The organism is Bradyrhizobium sp. 41S5 (assembly GCF_011516665.3).
GTDB lineage: Bacteria > Pseudomonadota > Alphaproteobacteria > Rhizobiales > Xanthobacteraceae > Bradyrhizobium > Bradyrhizobium quebecense.
Window position 1 is genome coordinate 7,961,910 of record NZ_CP083721.1, and the last position, 17,128, is coordinate 7,979,037.

Annotated in this window: 14 protein-coding genes, 1 tRNA gene and 1 riboswitch; of the genes, 5 read left to right on the top strand and 10 right to left on the bottom strand. The window is 65.1% G+C overall.

What is annotated here, in order from left to right; translation table 11 throughout:
• Positions 1–5: 5 nt before the first annotated feature.
• From HAP47_RS41905 to HAP47_RS38170, 3 genes are all read right to left on the bottom strand, one after another.
• Positions 6–212: a DUF3551 domain-containing protein gene (locus HAP47_RS41905; protein ID WP_371821841.1), complete on the bottom strand. Its 207-nt coding sequence runs from the start codon at positions 210–212 to the stop codon at positions 6–8.
• Between the two features lie 132 nt (positions 213–344).
• Positions 345–418: transfer RNA gene (locus HAP47_RS38165), tRNA-Gly, on the bottom strand.
• A gap of 109 nt (positions 419–527) precedes the next feature.
• Entirely contained in the window at positions 528–2,048 is a 1,521-nt protein-coding gene (locus tag HAP47_RS38170; protein ID WP_231168664.1) for a 4-amino-4-deoxy-L-arabinose transferase, read from the bottom strand.
• 259 nt (positions 2,049–2,307) lie between these two features.
• Here HAP47_RS38170 and HAP47_RS38175 point away from each other — a divergent pair, with 259 nt between their 5' ends.
• The 3 genes from HAP47_RS38175 (at position 2,308) to HAP47_RS38185 (ending at position 4,107) form a co-directional block, all read left to right on the top strand.
• A complete protein-coding gene (locus HAP47_RS38175) occupies positions 2,308–3,147 on the top strand; it encodes a helix-turn-helix domain-containing protein (RefSeq protein ID WP_173640358.1) in 840 nt (279 codons plus the stop codon).
• 55 nt (positions 3,148–3,202) lie between these two features.
• Complete coding sequence (locus HAP47_RS38180; protein WP_173640357.1) at positions 3,203–3,562, top strand: VOC family protein; 360 nt, start codon at positions 3,203–3,205, stop codon at positions 3,560–3,562.
• A 128-nt stretch (positions 3,563–3,690) separates the two neighbouring features.
• Complete coding sequence (locus HAP47_RS38185) at positions 3,691–4,107, top strand: SRPBCC family protein (RefSeq protein ID WP_173640356.1); 417 nt, start codon at positions 3,691–3,693, stop codon at positions 4,105–4,107.
• A 184-nt stretch (positions 4,108–4,291) separates the two neighbouring features.
• Here the strand turns inward: HAP47_RS38185 and HAP47_RS38190 are convergent, their stop codons facing one another.
• The gene (locus HAP47_RS38190; RefSeq protein WP_173640355.1) at positions 4,292–5,734 is read right to left on the bottom strand and encodes an MATE family efflux transporter; all 1,443 of its coding nucleotides are present in this window, start codon (positions 5,732–5,734) and stop codon (positions 4,292–4,294) included.
• 120 nt (positions 5,735–5,854) lie between these two features.
• Positions 5,855–6,904: a hypothetical protein gene (locus tag HAP47_RS38195; RefSeq protein ID WP_173640354.1), complete on the bottom strand. Its 1,050-nt coding sequence runs from the start codon at positions 6,902–6,904 to the stop codon at positions 5,855–5,857.
• 178 nt (positions 6,905–7,082) lie between these two features.
• On the opposite strand from HAP47_RS38195, the gene HAP47_RS38200 reads away from it, so the two are divergent.
• Positions 7,083–8,774 carry a methyl-accepting chemotaxis protein gene (locus HAP47_RS38200; RefSeq protein WP_173640353.1) on the top strand — a complete coding sequence of 564 codons (1,692 nt, stop codon included), beginning with the start codon at positions 7,083–7,085 and terminating at the stop codon, positions 8,772–8,774.
• Positions 8,775–8,842: 68 nt separating this feature from the next.
• Here HAP47_RS38200 and HAP47_RS38205 read toward each other — a convergent pair whose 3' ends face one another.
• Positions 8,843–9,901: a 2'-deoxycytidine 5'-triphosphate deaminase gene (locus HAP47_RS38205; protein WP_371821842.1), complete on the bottom strand. Its 1,059-nt coding sequence runs from the start codon at positions 9,899–9,901 to the stop codon at positions 8,843–8,845.
• A gap of 171 nt (positions 9,902–10,072) precedes the next feature.
• A riboswitch (SAM riboswitch) is annotated at positions 10,073–10,152 on the top strand.
• A gap of 76 nt (positions 10,153–10,228) precedes the next feature.
• Between HAP47_RS38205 and HAP47_RS38210 the strand changes: the two genes are divergently transcribed.
• Positions 10,229–11,437, top strand: coding sequence for an O-succinylhomoserine sulfhydrylase (locus HAP47_RS38210; protein ID WP_173640351.1), 1,209 nt, complete (start codon positions 10,229–10,231; stop codon positions 11,435–11,437).
• Positions 11,438–11,673: 236 nt separating this feature from the next.
• Here the strand turns inward: HAP47_RS38210 and HAP47_RS38215 are convergent, their stop codons facing one another.
• From HAP47_RS38215 to pimA, 4 genes are all read right to left on the bottom strand, one after another.
• The gene (locus HAP47_RS38215) at positions 11,674–12,447 is read right to left on the bottom strand and encodes an SDR family NAD(P)-dependent oxidoreductase (RefSeq protein WP_092119436.1); all 774 of its coding nucleotides are present in this window, start codon (positions 12,445–12,447) and stop codon (positions 11,674–11,676) included.
• A gap of 130 nt (positions 12,448–12,577) precedes the next feature.
• Positions 12,578–13,723: a pimeloyl-CoA dehydrogenase small subunit gene (gene pimD, locus HAP47_RS38220; RefSeq protein ID WP_092119439.1), complete on the bottom strand. Its 1,146-nt coding sequence runs from the start codon at positions 13,721–13,723 to the stop codon at positions 12,578–12,580.
• A 180-nt stretch (positions 13,724–13,903) separates the two neighbouring features.
• The gene (pimC, locus tag HAP47_RS38225; protein WP_018269091.1) at positions 13,904–15,094 is read right to left on the bottom strand and encodes a pimeloyl-CoA dehydrogenase large subunit; all 1,191 of its coding nucleotides are present in this window, start codon (positions 15,092–15,094) and stop codon (positions 13,904–13,906) included.
• Positions 15,095–15,279: 185 nt separating this feature from the next.
• Positions 15,280–16,968: a dicarboxylate--CoA ligase PimA gene (pimA, locus tag HAP47_RS38230; protein ID WP_173640350.1), complete on the bottom strand. Its 1,689-nt coding sequence runs from the start codon at positions 16,966–16,968 to the stop codon at positions 15,280–15,282.
• Positions 16,969–17,128: the final 160 nt, after the last annotated feature.

Sequence of the window (17,128 nt, forward strand, 5' to 3'; positions counted from 1 at the left end):
GAAGATCATCGTTCAGACCTGCCGGGACGCACCGGTCGTGGCGTATAAAAGGGGTTGACCAGGCAGGTTGCCGGAGTCCCCACGGCGCTGGCCTGGCACTCCTGCATCGAGGCGAAGATGCAATCCATTCGGTCGCCGACCAGTTCGCCGTAAACGTGCATGCAAACGGGATAGCGAGGATCATAGGCTTGTGCCGATGCCGGCTTCGTCATGCAAAGCGCGCCCAGCGCGAGCAGCAGCGCTCCAAGCAACCTCACGTCAAGTCTCCCGCTATTGCCGCGAAATACATTGTCTCGCCGACAGGACTGTCCCGCGCAATTTAGCCTCGGGGCTGACCTTGGGGCTGGAGCGGGCGAAGGGAATCGAACCCTCGTATGCAGCTTGGGAAGCTGCCGTTCTACCATTGAACTACGCCCGCGATCTTAATTGCTTGAGGTCGACCCTCACGGGTGCGACTGGCGGACCATAGCCCGGGCCGAGGCGGAGGATCAAGCGTGCATTGACACCGGTCGCCGCGTCGCCGCCCGCTACCAGCCCATCCTCACAAGCACGTCATTGATCACAAAGGGTGTCGCGGCGGATGCGTCGCAGCTTCCGCCGCGTGCATAGATGCAGGCATCGCTGAAGCCGACGCGGGCACAGCTCTGCCGTGAAAAATCCGCCGGCAGATCGCCTGCGGCCTCGGGCCGCGCAAGGATGCGGTTGAAGGCCGGCTTGGTGGCCCGCAGCAGCAACGGCGGCAGGATCAACTCGGCGAACGGATCGGCGGGCTGCAGCGCATAGAGCGGCACCGGGCCGACCAATCGCTCCCGCCCCGGCAACTGCTGGAAACGAACATCATAAAGCGCAAGGCCGCACATCTGCGGATCGCGGCGCAGTTCAGCCGCGAGCCGCGCAGCACCGACGCCGCGCGTCCAGTACTCGCGCATATCTTCGCTGGCGCCGGCCAGCGCCACTGACAGCAGCGCCCAGCCGCCGAGGACGATCGGCAACGCCCAGCGGCGCCACGCGGCTTTCGCACGCAGCCATTGGACCCAATCGGCCGATCCCAGCGCCGCGACAATGGTGAACAGCACCACGGACAGGAAGATGAAGCGGTATTCCTTGTGCGCGATCAGGCTGTGGAAGACGAGGTTGACCAGCGCCACGGTCGCGAGCAGCGGTGCGTGCCGCCAGCCGCGCCAGATCGCAGCAAGCGGGAGCAGGATCGCCACCGACCAGACGGTCAGGAAGTCGATGAGATAGGCCGACGGCGGCGACACGCCGAATTCGATGGCGCGATCGTGGACAAGGTTCTCCCTGATATTGGCGATCAGCCAGGCGAACGGCACGCTGCCATGCGCCAGGTCGATCGCGGCGGCGAGCAGCAGCGCAACGAGCCCGCCGGCGACCAGCGGAACCAGGTTTCGCCAGCGCGTCCAGCACGCTCCGAGGGCCAGCACGGCGATGGCCGGCGCAAACTGGAAGCGGCAGACAAAGGCGAAGGCGAGCAAGGCACCCCCAATCGCGAGACGCCGCCGTGACGGACGATCGGTGACCAGCAGCGCCGCCGGCACGATGAGTGCTGTCGCCAGCGGCTCGCCCAATGTGTGGGGCGCGAGCATGATCAATTCGAACCAGGCCGCGGCCGCGAAGGCCGTGACGACGGCATGAGTGCGCGAGATCCGCGCGCCAAAGAACCATGCGCTGACCACGATCGACAGCGACGCGCATGCGGCGATCAGACGCGGCACCAGGAACGCACCCGCGCCACCAGGCACAATCGCATCGCCGAGGGCAACCGGCCCGGCCATCAATGTCGGCAGGAACCAGCCGCGAATGCCGTCGCGCCATTCCCACGTCAAGATGCCGTCATGGCCGAGCATCCGCCACGCCGGCTCGAGATACTGGAAGGTCTCATCGGGATAGATCACGTTGGGCCAGACCGCGGCCGCAAGGCGCAAGACCAACGCCAGCAGCAGCAACGCGAAGAGCGGGTGAACACGCCCGCTCGCGCGCCCGACCACGCCTGCGCTGCCGGGCGCGGCTTCGGCGCTCGTGCTCGTCATCGTTCCGCCGATCGTCTTTTGCAGCAGCATGCCGGCGACCAGATAGCGGGCAAAGCCTTTAAGATGCGTGACCCGAGGCCCGTCGAGCCGCACAGTCCAGCCGTGACATGCTTAACCGAACGTCAAGATTCCAGATGCGGGCGAGATGCGGCCCCCGGGAAGATCGAGGCGATCGTGGGGTACCGCCGCGATCATGCGTGGCAGCAATGATGATCTTGCCGGCGTTGCGCCGCCACGGCCGCCCCCCTAAATCTGGGGTATGACCCGGACCACACTGCTGCAGCGCGATCGCATCACGGTAAACGAGTTTCGCTGCACGGCGGAGCCCGGCGACAAACCGTTTATCGAGCAGTTCGCCTGCCATTCCGTGTCGTATGTGCGCAGCGGCAGCTTCGGCTGCCATTGCCGCGGCCGCTTCCATGAGCTGGTGGCAGGCTCGATCCTGGTCGGCCACCCCGGCGATGAATACACCTGCACGCACGACCATGTGGTCGGCGACGAATGCCTGTCGTTCTTCCTGGACCGGGAGCTGGTCGAGACGATCGGCGACCGCACCTCGGTCTGGCAGGTCGGCTCGGTGCCGCCGCTGCCCGAATTGATGGTGATCGGGGAGCTCGCCCAAACGGCAGCAGCTGGCAACAGCGACGTCGGCCTCGACGAGATCGGCCACCTCCTCACCAGCCGCCTTGTCGAGCTGGTATCCGATCGCAAGGCGAAGCCCCTCACCGCCGGCCTGCGCGACCGCCGCCGCGCCGTTGAAGCGGCGCTGTGGATCGACGCCAATTCACACCGCGCGATCGATCTCGACGATGCCGCGGAGCAGGCCGGGCTCAGCACCTTCCATTTCCTGCGGCTGTTCTCCGCGGTGCTCGGCGTGACCCCGCATCAATATCTCGTGCGCTCGCGGCTGCGCCATGCGGCGCGGCGGCTCGTCGACGACGACAGCCCGGTCACCGACATCGCCTATGACGTCGGCTTCGGCGACCTCTCCAATTTCGTGCGCAGCTTCCACCGCGCGGCCGGTGCCTCGCCGCTGAAATTCCGCCAGGCCTCCCGCGGCGACCGCAAGATTCTCCAAGAACGCCTTGCGCTGCAATAGCTAGGTTCTTTCGGTCCGCGCGTCCATCGACGCGCATAACGACCGGAGAGCCATCATGTACGACCACATCGGATTGCGCGTCGCCGACCTCGACGCCAGCGTGCGCTTCTACACCGCGGTGCTGGCGCCGCTCGGCTTCGTGCTCTGCTCACGCGACGACAGCGGCGCGGGCTTCGGCCCGAAAGGCGAACCGGCGCTCTGGCTGCATCTGCACAAGGGCAAGACCCAAGGCGGCGTGCACGTCGCGTTCCGCGCCCCGAGCCATGACGCGATCAAGAAATTCCATACCGAGGGCCTGAAGGCCGGCGGCAAGGACAACGGCGCGGCGGGCCATCGCAAGGACTACGGCCCGACCTACTATGCGGCGTTCCTGGTCGATCCCGACGGCAACAATGTCGAGGCGGTGTCGACCTAGACGCATTCCCCGCATTCCGCCGTCATTGCGAGCGGAGCGGAGCAATCCATGTTTCCGCCTGCTGCGATATGGATTGCTTCGTCGCCTCGCTCCTCGCAATGACGCCCCCTCTTGAAAGGATCAACACCATGGCTTCGATTCACAAGGACATCCCGATCGACGCGCCGGCCGATCATGTCTGGGACGCACTGCGCGATTTCGGCGCGCTGCACACGCGGCTGGTACCGGGCTTCGTCACCGATACGCAACTCGTCGGCGACGTCCGCACCGTCAGCTTCGCCAACGGCACCGTGGCGCGTGAGACGCTGGTCTATTGCGACGACACGCGACGACGGCTGGTCTATGCGATCACCAGCGAGCGGCTGAAGCAGCATTCCGCCTCGGTGCAGGTGTTTGCCGAGGGCGATGCGCGATGCCGGGTGGTGTGGATCGCCGATGTGCTGCCGCACGAGATCGCGCCATACATGTCCGCGCAGATGGACCTCGGCGCGGCGGCGATGCAAGCGGCGCTGGCCAAATCGGCGCGGGAGAAGAACGCGGCGTGACCTTGCAGGTCACGCGACCGTCCGCGTATTCAACATACGACCGTCACCCTGAGGAGGCCGCGCAGCGGCCGTCTCGAAGGGCGACAGCCCCGCTGTGTCCGCGAGCGGACGCCGAAGCATCGGGGCCGTCGATCCTTCGAGACGGCCGCTGCGCGGCCTCCTCAGGATGACGGATTACGTAAGGTCAAGACAGCGCCGGTTGCGCCCCGGCGACCGGTGCAGATCTGCCCCAGCGCGTCAGGATCACGCTGAGGCAGGAGAGCACGCCGAGCACGCCCATCGAAGCGGCGGCGAGTGCGAAGAAATCTTGCGCACTCGCCTCGTGGGGCGACAGCCACCAGCCGCCGGTGCCGATGAAGATCAGCCGCGCGGTCTGCGCCAGCACCGGACCCAGCACTTTCGCAGCACCTTGCGAGGAGAAATACATCGACATCGCGAGGCCGATGAAAGCGTACATCGGCGCGGCGGTCGAAAGATATTGATGGCTGGTCGCCCGCACATGCGGATCGTTGGTGAACAGGTTGACCCAGAGGTCGGGGAAGACGGCGATGAAGCTGCCGACCACGCCGACCGCGAGGAACGACAGCGTGCCCGCGGTCCAGGCGATGCGCCGCGCCCGCGCGACGCGTTCGGCACCGACGGCCATGCCGATCATCGGCACCGAGGCGATGCCGACCGCGAAGGCGACCGAGGTCAGCATGAATTCGAGCCGCGCGCCGATGCCATAGCCGGCGAGCACCGCGGTGCCGAACTGCGCCAGCATGTGGGTGAAGATCGAGATCGTCAAAACCGATTGCAGCGGCGAGAAGCAGGAGACCGCGCCGACCCTGAGGATGTCGATGAACATCACCCATTGCACGCGCAGTCCCTTGAGTTTCGGCTTCACGCGGGCGCGGCCCGAGAACAGATACCAGCCCATCACGCTGATGCTGATCGAATAGGCGATCAGCGAACCCGCCGCGACGCCGCGCATGCCGAATTGCGGCACCGGCCCGAGGCCGAGCCCGAGCGTGCCGCCGAGAATGATCTGCCACACCGCCGAGGACAGGATCATGGTCGACGGCAGCTTCATGTTGCCGGTGCCGCGCAGGATGCCGGCCATCGTGTTCATCAGCCAGGGCAGGATCGCGCCACCGAAGAAGATTTGCGAATAGGCGGTCGCCTGCGCCAGCACATTGCCGCGGCCGCCGAGCAATTCGAGCAGGCGCGGACCGAAGATCAGCATGCCCAGCATGAAGGTGGCACCAAACGTCAATCCGATCAGCAGCGCATGCATTGCAAGTGTCGAGGCGCGCTCGATCTCGCCGGCGCCAAGCGCACGCGCGATCGCGGATGCAACCCCGCCGCCCATCGCGCCACCGGACATCGTCATGGTCAGGATCACGCAGGGAAACACCAGCGCCATCGCCGCGAGCGATTCGACGCCGAGCCGGCCGATATAGGAGGTCTCCGCGATCACCACGCAGGTGCCGGCGGAAAGCGCGATCACGTTCGGCCACGCCAGCCACAACAGCGTGCGCAAAATCGGCCCGTCGAGCAGCGCGTTGCGCGCCGGCCTGGTCACCGGCGGCGGCAGCGGCCGTTCTTGTTCGTCGACGGGTATTTCGGCGAGGCCGAGATCGGACATTTCCACTCCCACGCGCGATCTTCGGGAGCCGCGCCATGGTGTTTCCCTACCATGGCGAACGCGGATTCCACGTGCGCCGGACGCAAGGGGGGCCTGCGCGATTGCAGGTGAACCTCTGATCTAGCCGATCGACCAGACGAACGGCGCGCCGGCGGCGCCGTTCGGCTTCAGATGCACCGGAATATGCCGTCCGCAGCCGGCTGCCAGCCCTTCGAACAAGCCTGTCAGAACGCTGGCGCAGGCCGGATGATAGTCGGCGACATCGGCCATCAGCTTCCAGCCCTGCTGGCGGATCTCGAACTGTCCCCCGGACTCGCTGATGTCAGCGACATCATCCTGCGACTCGAAGAGGACGCGCAGGAATGCGGCAAATTCCGCGGCACGGCCACGACGGCCACCGAGCGCCTGCGCGACCTCGTCAAAATACTGCATGCCAATGAGCTTGCCGGTGAGATGCAGCAGATAGCTCGCATCCTCGGGGCCGAACACCTGCACGATGACGGGCGCGGCCGTCTTCACATACTCCATCGCGTAGTTGCGATACGCCTTTTCCAGCCGCGGTTTCGGCCAGCTGTCGACCGGCAATGCCGGCGCGGTTCTGGAATCGAACAGCGGCGCCTGGAGGTGGCGCGCGAACACCAGGCGCTGGTCGAGCTCGAGCGGATGATCGTATTCGCAGTAATAGCCCTCGAGCCCGTCCTGGCCGTCGACGCTCTGCTTGGTGCAGACGAAGCCGAGCCTGAGATCGCCGAGCGCGACACCATTGTTGGCGTGCCAGCCGCGCAGCATCGCACGCGAGACCTCGCCGGGCACGCCGCAGATCGCCGTGCCCTTCCAGATCCAACGCGGCGGCGGATAGCGGATCCAGGCCTTGCGGTCGCTCTCGTACATGTATTCGACATGCACGCCGCCGATCCAGTTGGAGAGATAGTGATATTGCGCGGCCGCGACCGCCGGCGGCAGACCGTCGAGGCCGAGCTTCTTCAAGCCGGGCAGGAAGCGCTCCTGTTGCTGGCGGCGAAACACGCGGAAGACGAACTCGGCAGCGTCGGCCGTGCCGCGCCGCGTGACCACGGTGAGGATCAGCCCGGTGAAGAAGGCGTGATAGAGATCGGCAACGCTGCGCCACTTCCGCCACTGCGCTTCGCGCGCGTCCTGTTCTTGGGTCATGCTCGCTCCCTCTTGTCCTTCCTCAGGCCCGGCTTTCGAATCGTCATAGCAGAGCTCCGCCGGACCCAAAACAATGACGCTCCGTGAAAACCCGGGGGTGAGGTCATTCTTAATCAGGCCTTAAAGGGGCGACGTTTAGTCACAGTCTGCGGTCAATGACGACCCGGGAGCACCTTTTATGAAGCTCAGGATTTCCATTGCGAGCATGATCGTCGCGTTTGGTATTGTTACTTCGATAGGTTTGGCCGCCACCGTCGGCGTCAGTGAATTTGCTTCCAGACAGCTCCGTATCGGCGGACCGCTCTACGATCAGATCAAGCTCGGCAACGATCTGGTCGCCGACATTCTTCCTCCCCCGGCCTACGTTCTGGAGAGCTACCTCGAAGCAACCCTGGCCCTGCGCGAGCCCGCAAAGGCTGAAGCCCACAAGGCCAGGCTGCAGCAGCTTCACAATGACTACGACAGCCGGAAGGCCTTCTGGAAATCATCGAGCCTGCCCGAGGATCTGAAGCAGAAGCTGACGGTGACCTCGGACGCGGAGGTACAGAAATTCTGGTCAATCACCGAGGACGAACTGCTGCCGGCCCTGCTGAAGCAGGACACAGCCGCGGCCCAGCACGCCTATGACAAGCTGGACAAGGTCTATGCCGCGCATCGCGCGATCATCGATGAGATCGTCGAGCGGGCAAACAAGCTCAATAGCGCTCTCGAAGCGTCTGCCGCGCAATCGGTCTCGACCTTCACGACGATCGTCTGGATCGTCTCGGCGATCGTCGCGATTCTGATCGTGGGCGGCGTCCTGGTCTTTGCTCTCGGCGTGGTGCGGCCGCTGGGCAGACTGACGGCTGCAATGCGGGCGATGGCGATCGGTGTCACGGATATCGTCGTTCCCGGCGCCGGCCGCGCCGACGAGATCGGAGACATGGCACAAGCCGTCGTGGTGATCCGCGACGAGGCGGAACGGAAAGCGCGCGAGGAGGCCGAGACCCAGGCCCGCCAGCGCGACGAAGCGGCCAGCGAGCGAAAGCAGCAGCTGCACCAGCTGGCCGCAGAGTTCGAGAACGCCGTCGGGGAGATCATCGAGACCGTGTCGTCCTCGTCACAGGAGCTGGAGGCGTCTGCCGCCAGCCTGACTTCGACGGCGACCCGCTCGCAAGGCCTCGCCAGCGACGTTGCATCCGCCTCCGAGGAGGCGTCCGCAAACGTGCAGTCGGTTGCATCGGCGACCGAGGAAATGAGCTCGTCGGTCGGCGAAATCAGCCGGCAGGTCCAGGAATCCGCGAGGATCGCCGGCGAGGCCGTCGACCGCGCGCGCTCAACCTCGGAACTTGCGGCGGAATTGTCTTCCGCAGCCGGGCGCATCGGCGACGTCATCGAGCTCATCAACACGATTGCCTCCCAGACCAACCTGCTCGCGCTCAACGCAACGATCGAGGCCGCGCGCGCCGGTGATGCCGGGCGCGGCTTTGCCGTCGTCGCATCCGAGGTCAAGCAACTGGCGGAGCAGACCGCCAAGGCGACCGGCGACATCGGCGTCCAGATCGCCAGCATCCAGAGCGCCTCAAAGCAATCGGTTCAGGCGATCGAGGGTGTGAGCGACATCATCAGCCGGCTGTCCGAGATCTCGGCGACGATCGCATCCGCGGTCGAAGAGCAGACGGCAGCCACCCAGGAGATCTCGCGCAACGTCCAGCAGGCGGCGCAAGGAACGCATCACGTCAGCGCGAGCGTCAGTGAGGTCCGCCACGGTGCATCGGAGACCGGCGCCGCATCATCGCAGGTGCTCGCATCGGCGCGGACGCTGGCCACCGAGAGCACACGGCTCAAGGATGAAGTCGGGAAATTCCTGTCGACGGTCAGGGTGGCCTAAGCCGGGCCGCGGATCGAACCATCGCGCGGGCTGCGAGACGACGCGGCGGCGGCCGGCGGCCCGCGAAATTACACGCGAAAATGCTTGGAGAGCTTCAGGCCCTGCGCCTGGTAGTTCGAGCCGATGCGCTGGCCATAGAGCGCGTCGGGACGCTCGAGCATGCGTTCATAAACGAGGCGGCCGACGATCTGGCCATGCTCGAGAATGAACGGCACCTCACGCGAGCGCACTTCGAGAACGGCGCGCGCGCCCTTGCCGCCGGCGCCTGCATAGCCGAAGCCGGGATCGAAGAAGCCGGCATAGTGGACGCGGAATTCGCCGACCAGCGGATCGAACGGCACCATCTCCGCGGCGTAGTCCGGCGGCACCTGCACCGCCTCTTTCGAAGCCAGGATGTAGAACTCGCCGGGATCGAGGATGAGGCTGCCGTCGGGCCGCGCCTTGATCGGCTCCCAGAATTCTTCGACCGAATAGCCGCCGCGGCGATCGACATCGACCACGCCGGTGTGACGCTTGGCGCGATAGCCGACGAAGCCGCCCGAGTTCTCGCCGGAGAGATCAACCGACAGCGCGACGCCATGGACGAGATCGGCATTGTCGGCATCGACCAGCCGCTCGGCGGCATGCAGCGCGTCGAGCTCATCGGCGGTCAAGGTCGCCTCGCCGATCCGGAAGCGGACCTGGCTGAGCCGCGAGCCCTCGCGCAGCAGCACGGGAAACGTCTTCGGGCTGATCTCGGCATAGAGCGGACCGTGATAGCCGGCGCCGATCATGTCGAAGCGGCGGGTGCCGTCAGCGATCACGCGGGTGAAGACGTCGAGCCGTCCGGTCGAGCTCTTCGGGTTGGCCGCGGCCACGATCTCCGGCGGCAGCGCCAGGCTTTCCAGCAGCGGGACGATGTAGACGCAATTGGTCTCCAGCACCGCGCCGTCGGAGAGATCGATCTCGTGCAACTTCAGCTGGTCGATCCGCTCCGCGACCGTGGCATCGGGCCCGGGCAGGAAGCTGGCGCGGACGCGGTAGGCGATGTCGCCGAGGCGAAGATCGAGGCTTGCCGGCTGGATCTGGCTCTCGACAAAGTCGTAGGCGGGCAGAATGAGGCCGGCCTCCGCCATCTCCGCAATCATGCGGTCAGGCAGGATTCCGTTGGATTCGTCTTCCAGCGTGAACGACACGGCGCGGTCCCTCGGGATGGCCCAAAAATCATACTCTGAACGGCCACCAAGCCCCAAAATATGGGCTTTTACGGGTTATCCGATGACCGTCTTGACGGAAAGGGCGCGAGGGAATATCAGCTGCACTTATCCCGTGGTGATTTGAGCCGGCCGGCTTGCAGCCACGTTAAATAAGTCGCTAAACAGGCCGGGGACAGTGTGATCCCGGCTTGTGGAGGTTGCTCCAGGCCGGTTTTTTTGTGGCCCTTTTCCGAGGGAAATGGCCACTTCGGAGGTCACATGTCTGAATCCAAGTCTTCTGAATCCAAGTCTACTGCCCACCTTCGTCCCGAAACCCGCCTCGTCCACGGCGGCACGCTCCGCTCGCAATTCGGGGAGACGTCGGAAGGGCTGTTTCTGACCCAGGGCTACGTCTACGACACCGCCGAGCAATGCGAGGCGCGCTTCAAGGGCCAGGATCCCGGCTTCATCTATTCGCGCTATTCCAATCCGACCATTGCGATGTTCGAGCGCCGCATGATCGAGCTCGAGGGCGCGGAAGCCGCGCGCTCGACCGCGACCGGCATGGCCGCGGTAACGACCGCGATCCTCGCACCGCTGAAGGCCGGCGATCACGTGGTGGCGTCGAAGGCCCTGTTCGGCTCCTGCCTCTACGTGGTGCAGGACCTGCTGCCGCGCTACGGCATCGAGACGACGCTGGTCGACGGTCTCGATCTCGACCAGTGGCAGCGCGCATTGCGGCCGAACACCAAAACCTTCTTCCTGGAGAGCCCGACCAATCCGACGCTCGACGTGCTCGACATCGGAGCGATCGCAGAGATCGCGCATAGCGGCGGCGCCCGCCTGATCGTCGACAATGTGTTCGCGACGCCGATCTGGCAGAGCCCGCTGTCGCTCGGCGCCGACGTCGTGGTCTATTCCGCGACCAAGCATATCGACGGCCAGGGCCGCTGCCTCGGCGGCGTCATCCTGTCGTCGGAAGCCTTCATCGCCGAGCACATCCATAATTTCATGCGCCAGACCGGTCCGTCGCTGTCTCCGTTCAACGCCTGGGTGCTGTTGAAGGGACTCGAGACGCTCAGCGTCCGCGTCCGCGCGCAGACCGAGAACGCGGCCAAGATCGCCGAGGCGCTGGCGAAGCATCCGAAGATCACGCGGCTGGTCTATCCCGGCCGCCCCGATCATCCGCAGGCCGAGACAGTGAAGAAGCAGATGGGCGCCGGCTCGACGCTGGTCGGCTTCGAGGTGAAGGACGGCAAGGCCGGCGCCTTCCGCTGCCTCAACGCGCTGAAGATCTCGCGCATTTCCAACAATCTCGGCGATGCCAAGAGCCTGGTCACGCATCCCGCGACCACGACGCATCAGCGCCTGGCGCCGGAGGCCCGCGCCGAGCTCGGCATCAGCGAAGGTTTTATTCGCTTCTCGGCCGGGCTCGAGCACCCTGACGACCTGATCGAGGATCTTGAGCGCGCGCTCGAGCAGGTTTGAGACTGGGGTAGAAGCGCCAAATGGGCTGCGCTCCCTCTCCCGCAAGCCGTCGTCCCTGCGAAAGCAGGGACCCATAACCACAGGGTCGAGTTGTTAGAGCAGGCTGTGGCCACAGCGTGCATAAGCAATGCTGAGCGATGGTTATGGGTCCCTGCTTTCGCTGGGACGACACTGATTCTGCGGTGGCTGGCTCGCGCCGGCATATTCCGCAAGCGGGAGAGGCGAAGGAACAGCCGTTACGTCGCAGCCGTCGTCACGCCGCCGTCGACCACGATGGTCTGGCCGGTCATGAAGGTCGAGGCATCGGAGGCGAGATAGGCCACCGCGCCCGCGATCTCGTCGGGCTCGCCGATGCGGCGGAGCGGCGTCGACGCGGTGCGGCGCTTCAGATTGTCCGGATCCTCCCACAGCGCGCGGGCGAAATCGGTCTTCACCAGGCCCGGCGCCACGCAATTGACCCGCACGCCCTTCGGGCCCCATTCGCCGGCGAGGCTGCGGCACAGCGCAAAGTCCGCCGCCTTGGAGATGCCGTAGGCGCCGATCACGGTCGAGCCGCGCAGGCCGCCGATCGAGGAGATGATGACGACCGAGCCCTTGCCGCGTTCGGCCATCTGCGGGATCGCCAGCGCGGAAAGCCAGATGTTGCTCTTGACGTTCGAGCCCATGATCTTGTCGAAGGCCTCGTCCGTGATGTCGAGCAGCGGGCCGTAATAGGGATTGACCGCGGCGTTGCAGACCAGGATGTCGATCTTGCCGTAGTGCTTGATCGTGCCGGAGATCAGTCCCTCGACTTCCGCGCGGCGCGCGATGTTGCAGGGGATGACGAGCGCGTCACCGCCCGCCTTCTTGATGCCGTCGGCGACTTCCTGGCAGGCATCCGCCTTGCGCGAGGAGATCACGACCTTGGCGCCGAGTTTGGCCAGCAGCTCCGCCGAGGAGCGGCCGATGCCGCGGCTCGAGCCGGTGACGACCGCGACCTGGCCGGTGAGATCGAACGGAGTGTTTTTCATTGTTGTTTTCTCCAAGGCGTCATTCCGGGGCTCGCGAAGCGAGAACCCGGAATCCGCTGAGCCGCATGGTTCGTGGTGGAATGGATTCCGGGCTCAGCCCTTCGGGCTGCCCCGGAATGACGGATGAGACCTACGCCAACAGCCCGCCGCCCTCGCTGACGCGACGGAGGTGGTAGTCGGTATCGCCGAGCGTGTTCTCGATCATGGTGAGCCGCTTGAAGTAGTGGCCGATCTTGGCTTCCATGGTCATGCCGATGCCGCCATGAAGCTGGATCGACTGCTGGCCGACGAACTTCAAGGACTTGCCGACCTGCACCTTGGCGGCCGCGACCGCGGACGAACGCTCCTTGGCATCGCTGAAGTCCGACGCCATGGTCGCGAACATCGACATGCTGCGGGCCTGCTCCAGCGCGACGAACATGTCGGCGGCGCGGTGCTGCAGGCTCTGGAACGAGCCGATCGCAACGCCGAACTGCTTGCGGGTCTTGATGTACTCGACGGTCTCCTTCAGCGACTCGTCCATCGCGCCGACGGCTTCCGCACACAGCGCAATGCGGGCTTCGTCCGCCACGCGCTCGATCAGGGGCAGGCCATTCTCGGGATCGCCGATCGCGGCGTCCGCACCGACCTCGACATTGGTAAAGGTGATGTCAGCTGCATGCAGGCCATCCTGCGTGGGATAACCCTTCCTGGTGACGCCCTTGGCGTCCGCCGGGACCAGGAACACGCCGATGCCGGTCTTGTCGCGCTGGCCGCCCTTGGTGCGCGCGGTCACGATCAAGGTGTCGGCGTTCTCGCCGTTCAGCACGACGAACTTCTCGCCGTCGATCACCCAGCCGTCGCCCTTCTTCTTTGCCGTGGTCACGACGTCGAAGAGATCGTAGCGGGAGTTCTTCTCGAGCTGCGCGAAGCCGAAGGTCTTGCTGCCGTCGATGATGCCGGGGATGTACTTGGCCTTCTGCTCGGCCGAGCCGCCATGGCGCAGGAAGCCGCCGGCGACCACGACAGTGGCGAGGTAGGGCTCGACCACCAGCGCCTTGCCGAGCGCTTCCATCACGATCATGGTCTCGACCGCGCCGGCGCCGAAGCCGCCGTCGGTCTCCGCGAAGGGCAGACCGAGCAGGCCCTGCTCGGCGAGCTTGCCCCAGAGCGCTTTGCTCCAGCCGCCCTTCTCCTTCATGTACTTCTTGCGTGCATCGAAGTCGTAGGCATCAGCCAGCAACCCGTCGACGCTTTCCTTGAGAAGCCGCTGCTCCTCGGACAGATCAAAATCCATTTTACCATCTCTCCAAATTCACGCGGGCATCTGCCCTGATCTCCACTCGTCATCCCCGCGAATGCGGGGATCCAGCAATCGCTGGCAGTCGTTGTCTGCCATGACCGCCGCGGCGTACTGGGTCCCCCGCACCTGTGCGCAATTGCGCACAAGGCGGGGGACGACAGCCAAATGTGCGGCTTAAAGCCCCAGCACCGCCTTGCTGATGATGTTGCGCTGGATCTCGTTGGAGCCGCCGTAGATCGAAACCTTGCGGTTGTTGAAGTAGCTCGGCGCGATCTGGGCGGTCCAATCCATGCTCTCGTTCGAGCCGGCATCGCCGTGCTCGTCGTAGGGCGCGGCGAACGGACCGATGATCTCCATCAGCAACTCGGTGGTGGTCTGCTGGATTTCCGAGCCCTTGATCTTGAGTACCGAGGAAGCCGGGTTGGGCTTGCCCTTGCCGTGCTTGCCCTCGTCGGCGACGACGCGGAGCTGGGTGAGCTCGAGCGCCTTCAGCTCGATCTCGCAGGCCGTGAGCTTTTCGCGGAACGCCGGATCCTCGATGACGGGACGGCCGCCGGACTCGACCTTGGAGGCTAGCGCGCGGATGCGGCGCAGCCGCTCCTTCGACACGCCGACCCGGGCGATGCCGGTGCGCTCATTGCCGAGCAGGAATTTCGCGTAGTCCCAGCCCTTGTTCTCCTCGCCGATCAGGTTCTCGTAGGGCACCTCGACGTCGTCGAAGAACACCTCGTTGACCTCGTGGCCGCCGTCGATGGTCTGGATCGGGCGCACGGTGACACCCTTCGACTTCATGCTGAACACGATGAAGGAGATGCCCATCTGCTTCTTCGCGGCCGGATCGGTGCGGCAGAGGCAGAAGATCATGTCGGCGTGCTGGGCAAGCGTGGTCCAGGTCTTCTGGCCGTTGATGATCCACTTGTCGCCGCGGCGCTCGGCCTTGGTCTTCAGCGACGCAAGGTCCGAACCCGAGCCCGGCTCCGAGAAGCCCTGGCACCACCAGTCGTCGACATTGGCGATGCGCGGCAGATATTCCTTCTTCTGCTTCTCGTTGCCGAAGGTGTAGATGACCGGGCCGACCATGCTGACGCCGAAGGCGAGCGGCTGCGGCGCCGGATAGGACTGCAGCTCTTCGTTGAAGATATAGTGCTGCACGGTGCTCCAGCCGGTGCCGCCATATTCCTTCGGCCAGTGGGTGACGCCCCAACCCTTCTTGTTGAGGATGCGCCACCAGGTGACCATCTCGTCCTTCGACAGATGGCGGCCTTCCTGCAGCTTGCGCCGGGTCTCCGGCGGCACGTTGTTCTTGAAGAACTCCCGTACCTCCTCGCGAAACGCTATCTCTTCCTTGGTGAAAGCGAGATCCATCGGATCCTCCTTTTGAAGTTCAATTGCTTCGTCACTCTCGATGTCGTCCCGGCGAAAGCCGGGACCCATAACCACCGGCCATCGGAATTGGCAAAGCCGGCTGCCGCTTGTGCCTCTTACACAGGCTGCGGCGTATGGGTCCCGGCTTTCGCCGGGACGACGGATTCATTGCACCATATCGTCCATCATGAGCGCGATCCTGATGCGGTTTGTTGTGGTTTGGGTTGAGATGTCTTGGGCTGCTGCTGGCGCAATTCGTGACGCGACAGCTTGCCGACCGGGGTGCGCGGCAGCTCGTCGACGAACTCGACCGCGGCCGGCAATTCATGCTTGCCGACCTTGCCGGTGAGGAACGCGCGCAGCTCGTCGACCGAGAACACTTTCTCGCCGTCGCGCAGCTTGATGAAGGCCTTTGCCGCCTCGCCGCGGTAGTCGTCGGGGATGCCGATCACGATCACTTCCTGCACGGCGGGATGCGTGTAGATCGCCTGCTCGATCATCTGCGGATAGACGTTGAAGCCGCCGGAGATGATCATGTCCTTCTTGCGGTCGACCAGATAGAAATAGCCGTCGGCATCCACGTAGCCGATGTCGCCGGTGAGGAAGCGGTCGCCGACGAAGGCCTCCGCGGTCTCCGCCGGCCTGTTCCAGTAACCTTTGGTGACGTTCGGGCCGCGGATGCGGATTTCGCCGACCTCGCCGACCGGCAGCACCCTGGTGGAATCCTCCAGCGACACCACGTCCATCTCGATGCCGGGCAACATCAACCCGATCGAGCCCGGCTTCTCCGGCCCTTCCTTGGGATGGCCGGTGCCGGGCGAGCAGGTCTCGGTCATGCCCCAGCCGCTCTTCAGCTTCATGCCGACGCGGCGCTCGAAGATCTTTGCGACCTCGACCGGCAGCGGCGCGCCGCCGGAGCCGGCGACCACCAGCGAGGACAGATCGCGCTTGTCGAGGTCGGGAAGCGAGGCGATCGCGATCCACATCGTCGGCACGCCGGGAAACACCGTCGCACGCTTGACCTCGATGTCGCGCATCACGGCCTCGACGTCGAAGCGCTGATGCAGCGAGATCAGATGGCCGCGCCGGATCGTCGACAGCAGCACGACGGTCAGCGCATAGATATGAAACAGCGGCAGCACGCAGATGACGCGCTCGATCGCGTTGCGTTCGAGCCGCCCCGGCTTGCCCCAGACATCATAGATCGACACCGCCGCGGTGAGATTGCCGTGGCTGAGCATCGCCCCCTTGGGCAGACCCGTGGTGCCGCCGGTATATTGCAGCAGCGCGACGTCCTCGACGTCGACCGCGGGCCATTGCGACGGCTTGACTGCGCCGTCGATGAACTGGCGGTGGGTGATGATCGCGGGGTTATCGGGCAGCGCGGCTTGCGGTGTGCCGACCTTGCCCCAATGATCGTCCTCGCAAACGATCAGACGGTCGAGCAGCCCCTTGGCGAGGAATTTCAGCGCAGTTGGCAACAGCGCGGACAGGTTGCTGGTGACCAGCACCCGTGCGCCTGAATCGGACAGCTTGTGCGACAGCGCGATCTCGCCGTCGAGCGGGGACAGATGCACGACGCGTGCTCCGGCCTTCAGCGCACCGAAGAAGTTGATCGGGTGATCGGGCGAGTTGCCGAGAAACAGCGCGACCGAGGTGCCCTTGCCGTAACCGGCCCGCATGAAGGCGGCAGCCGCAGTCTCGACCAGGGCCTCAAGCTCGCTGTAGCTGATCTGCCGGTCGCGGAATTCGAGCACCGGACGCGCGCCGAACTCGGCGGCCGCATTCGAGAGCAGGTCCGGCAGCGTGCCGCGCGTGATCTCGTCGCTCCACTGCACGCCCTTGGGATAATATTGTTCGCCCGGATAGGTCATGGATGCATCGACTACTGATGTGAGGTGAGCACCGGCGCGATGGCTCCCCTCCCCCTTGTGGGGAGGGGTTGGGGAAGGGGGGGCACACTGGCAGTGCCGATGCGGCCACCCCTCTCCCTAACCCTCTCCCACAAGGGGAGAGGGAACCCTGTCACTGCCG

What these genes read in the sequence shown, in the direction of transcription:
- HAP47_RS41905 (WP_371821841.1), bottom strand. Translation starts at nt 212, where the DNA reads ATGACGAAGCCGGCATCGGCACAAGCCTATGATCCTCGCTATCCCGTT.
- HAP47_RS38170 (WP_231168664.1), bottom strand. Translation starts at nt 2,048, where the DNA reads ATGACGAGCACGAGCGCCGAAGCCGCGCCCGGCAGCGCAGGCGTGGTC.
- HAP47_RS38175 (WP_173640358.1), top strand. Translation starts at nt 2,308, where the DNA reads ATGACCCGGACCACACTGCTGCAGCGCGATCGCATCACGGTAAACGAG.
- HAP47_RS38180 (WP_173640357.1), top strand. Translation starts at nt 3,203, where the DNA reads ATGTACGACCACATCGGATTGCGCGTCGCCGACCTCGACGCCAGCGTG.
- HAP47_RS38185 (WP_173640356.1), top strand. Translation starts at nt 3,691, where the DNA reads ATGGCTTCGATTCACAAGGACATCCCGATCGACGCGCCGGCCGATCAT.
- HAP47_RS38190 (WP_173640355.1), bottom strand. Translation starts at nt 5,734, where the DNA reads ATGTCCGATCTCGGCCTCGCCGAAATACCCGTCGACGAACAAGAACGG.
- HAP47_RS38195 (WP_173640354.1), bottom strand. Translation starts at nt 6,904, where the DNA reads ATGACCCAAGAACAGGACGCGCGCGAAGCGCAGTGGCGGAAGTGGCGC.
- HAP47_RS38200 (WP_173640353.1), top strand. Translation starts at nt 7,083, where the DNA reads ATGAAGCTCAGGATTTCCATTGCGAGCATGATCGTCGCGTTTGGTATT.
- HAP47_RS38205 (WP_371821842.1), bottom strand. Translation starts at nt 9,901, where the DNA reads ATGATTGCGGAGATGGCGGAGGCCGGCCTCATTCTGCCCGCCTACGAC.
- HAP47_RS38210 (WP_173640351.1), top strand. Translation starts at nt 10,229, where the DNA reads ATGTCTGAATCCAAGTCTTCTGAATCCAAGTCTACTGCCCACCTTCGT.
- HAP47_RS38215 (WP_092119436.1), bottom strand. Translation starts at nt 12,447, where the DNA reads ATGAAAAACACTCCGTTCGATCTCACCGGCCAGGTCGCGGTCGTCACC.
- pimD (WP_092119439.1), bottom strand. Translation starts at nt 13,723, where the DNA reads ATGGATTTTGATCTGTCCGAGGAGCAGCGGCTTCTCAAGGAAAGCGTC.
- pimC (WP_018269091.1), bottom strand. Translation starts at nt 15,094, where the DNA reads ATGGATCTCGCTTTCACCAAGGAAGAGATAGCGTTTCGCGAGGAGGTA.
- pimA (WP_173640350.1), bottom strand. Translation starts at nt 16,968, where the DNA reads ATGACCTATCCGGGCGAACAATATTATCCCAAGGGCGTGCAGTGGAGC.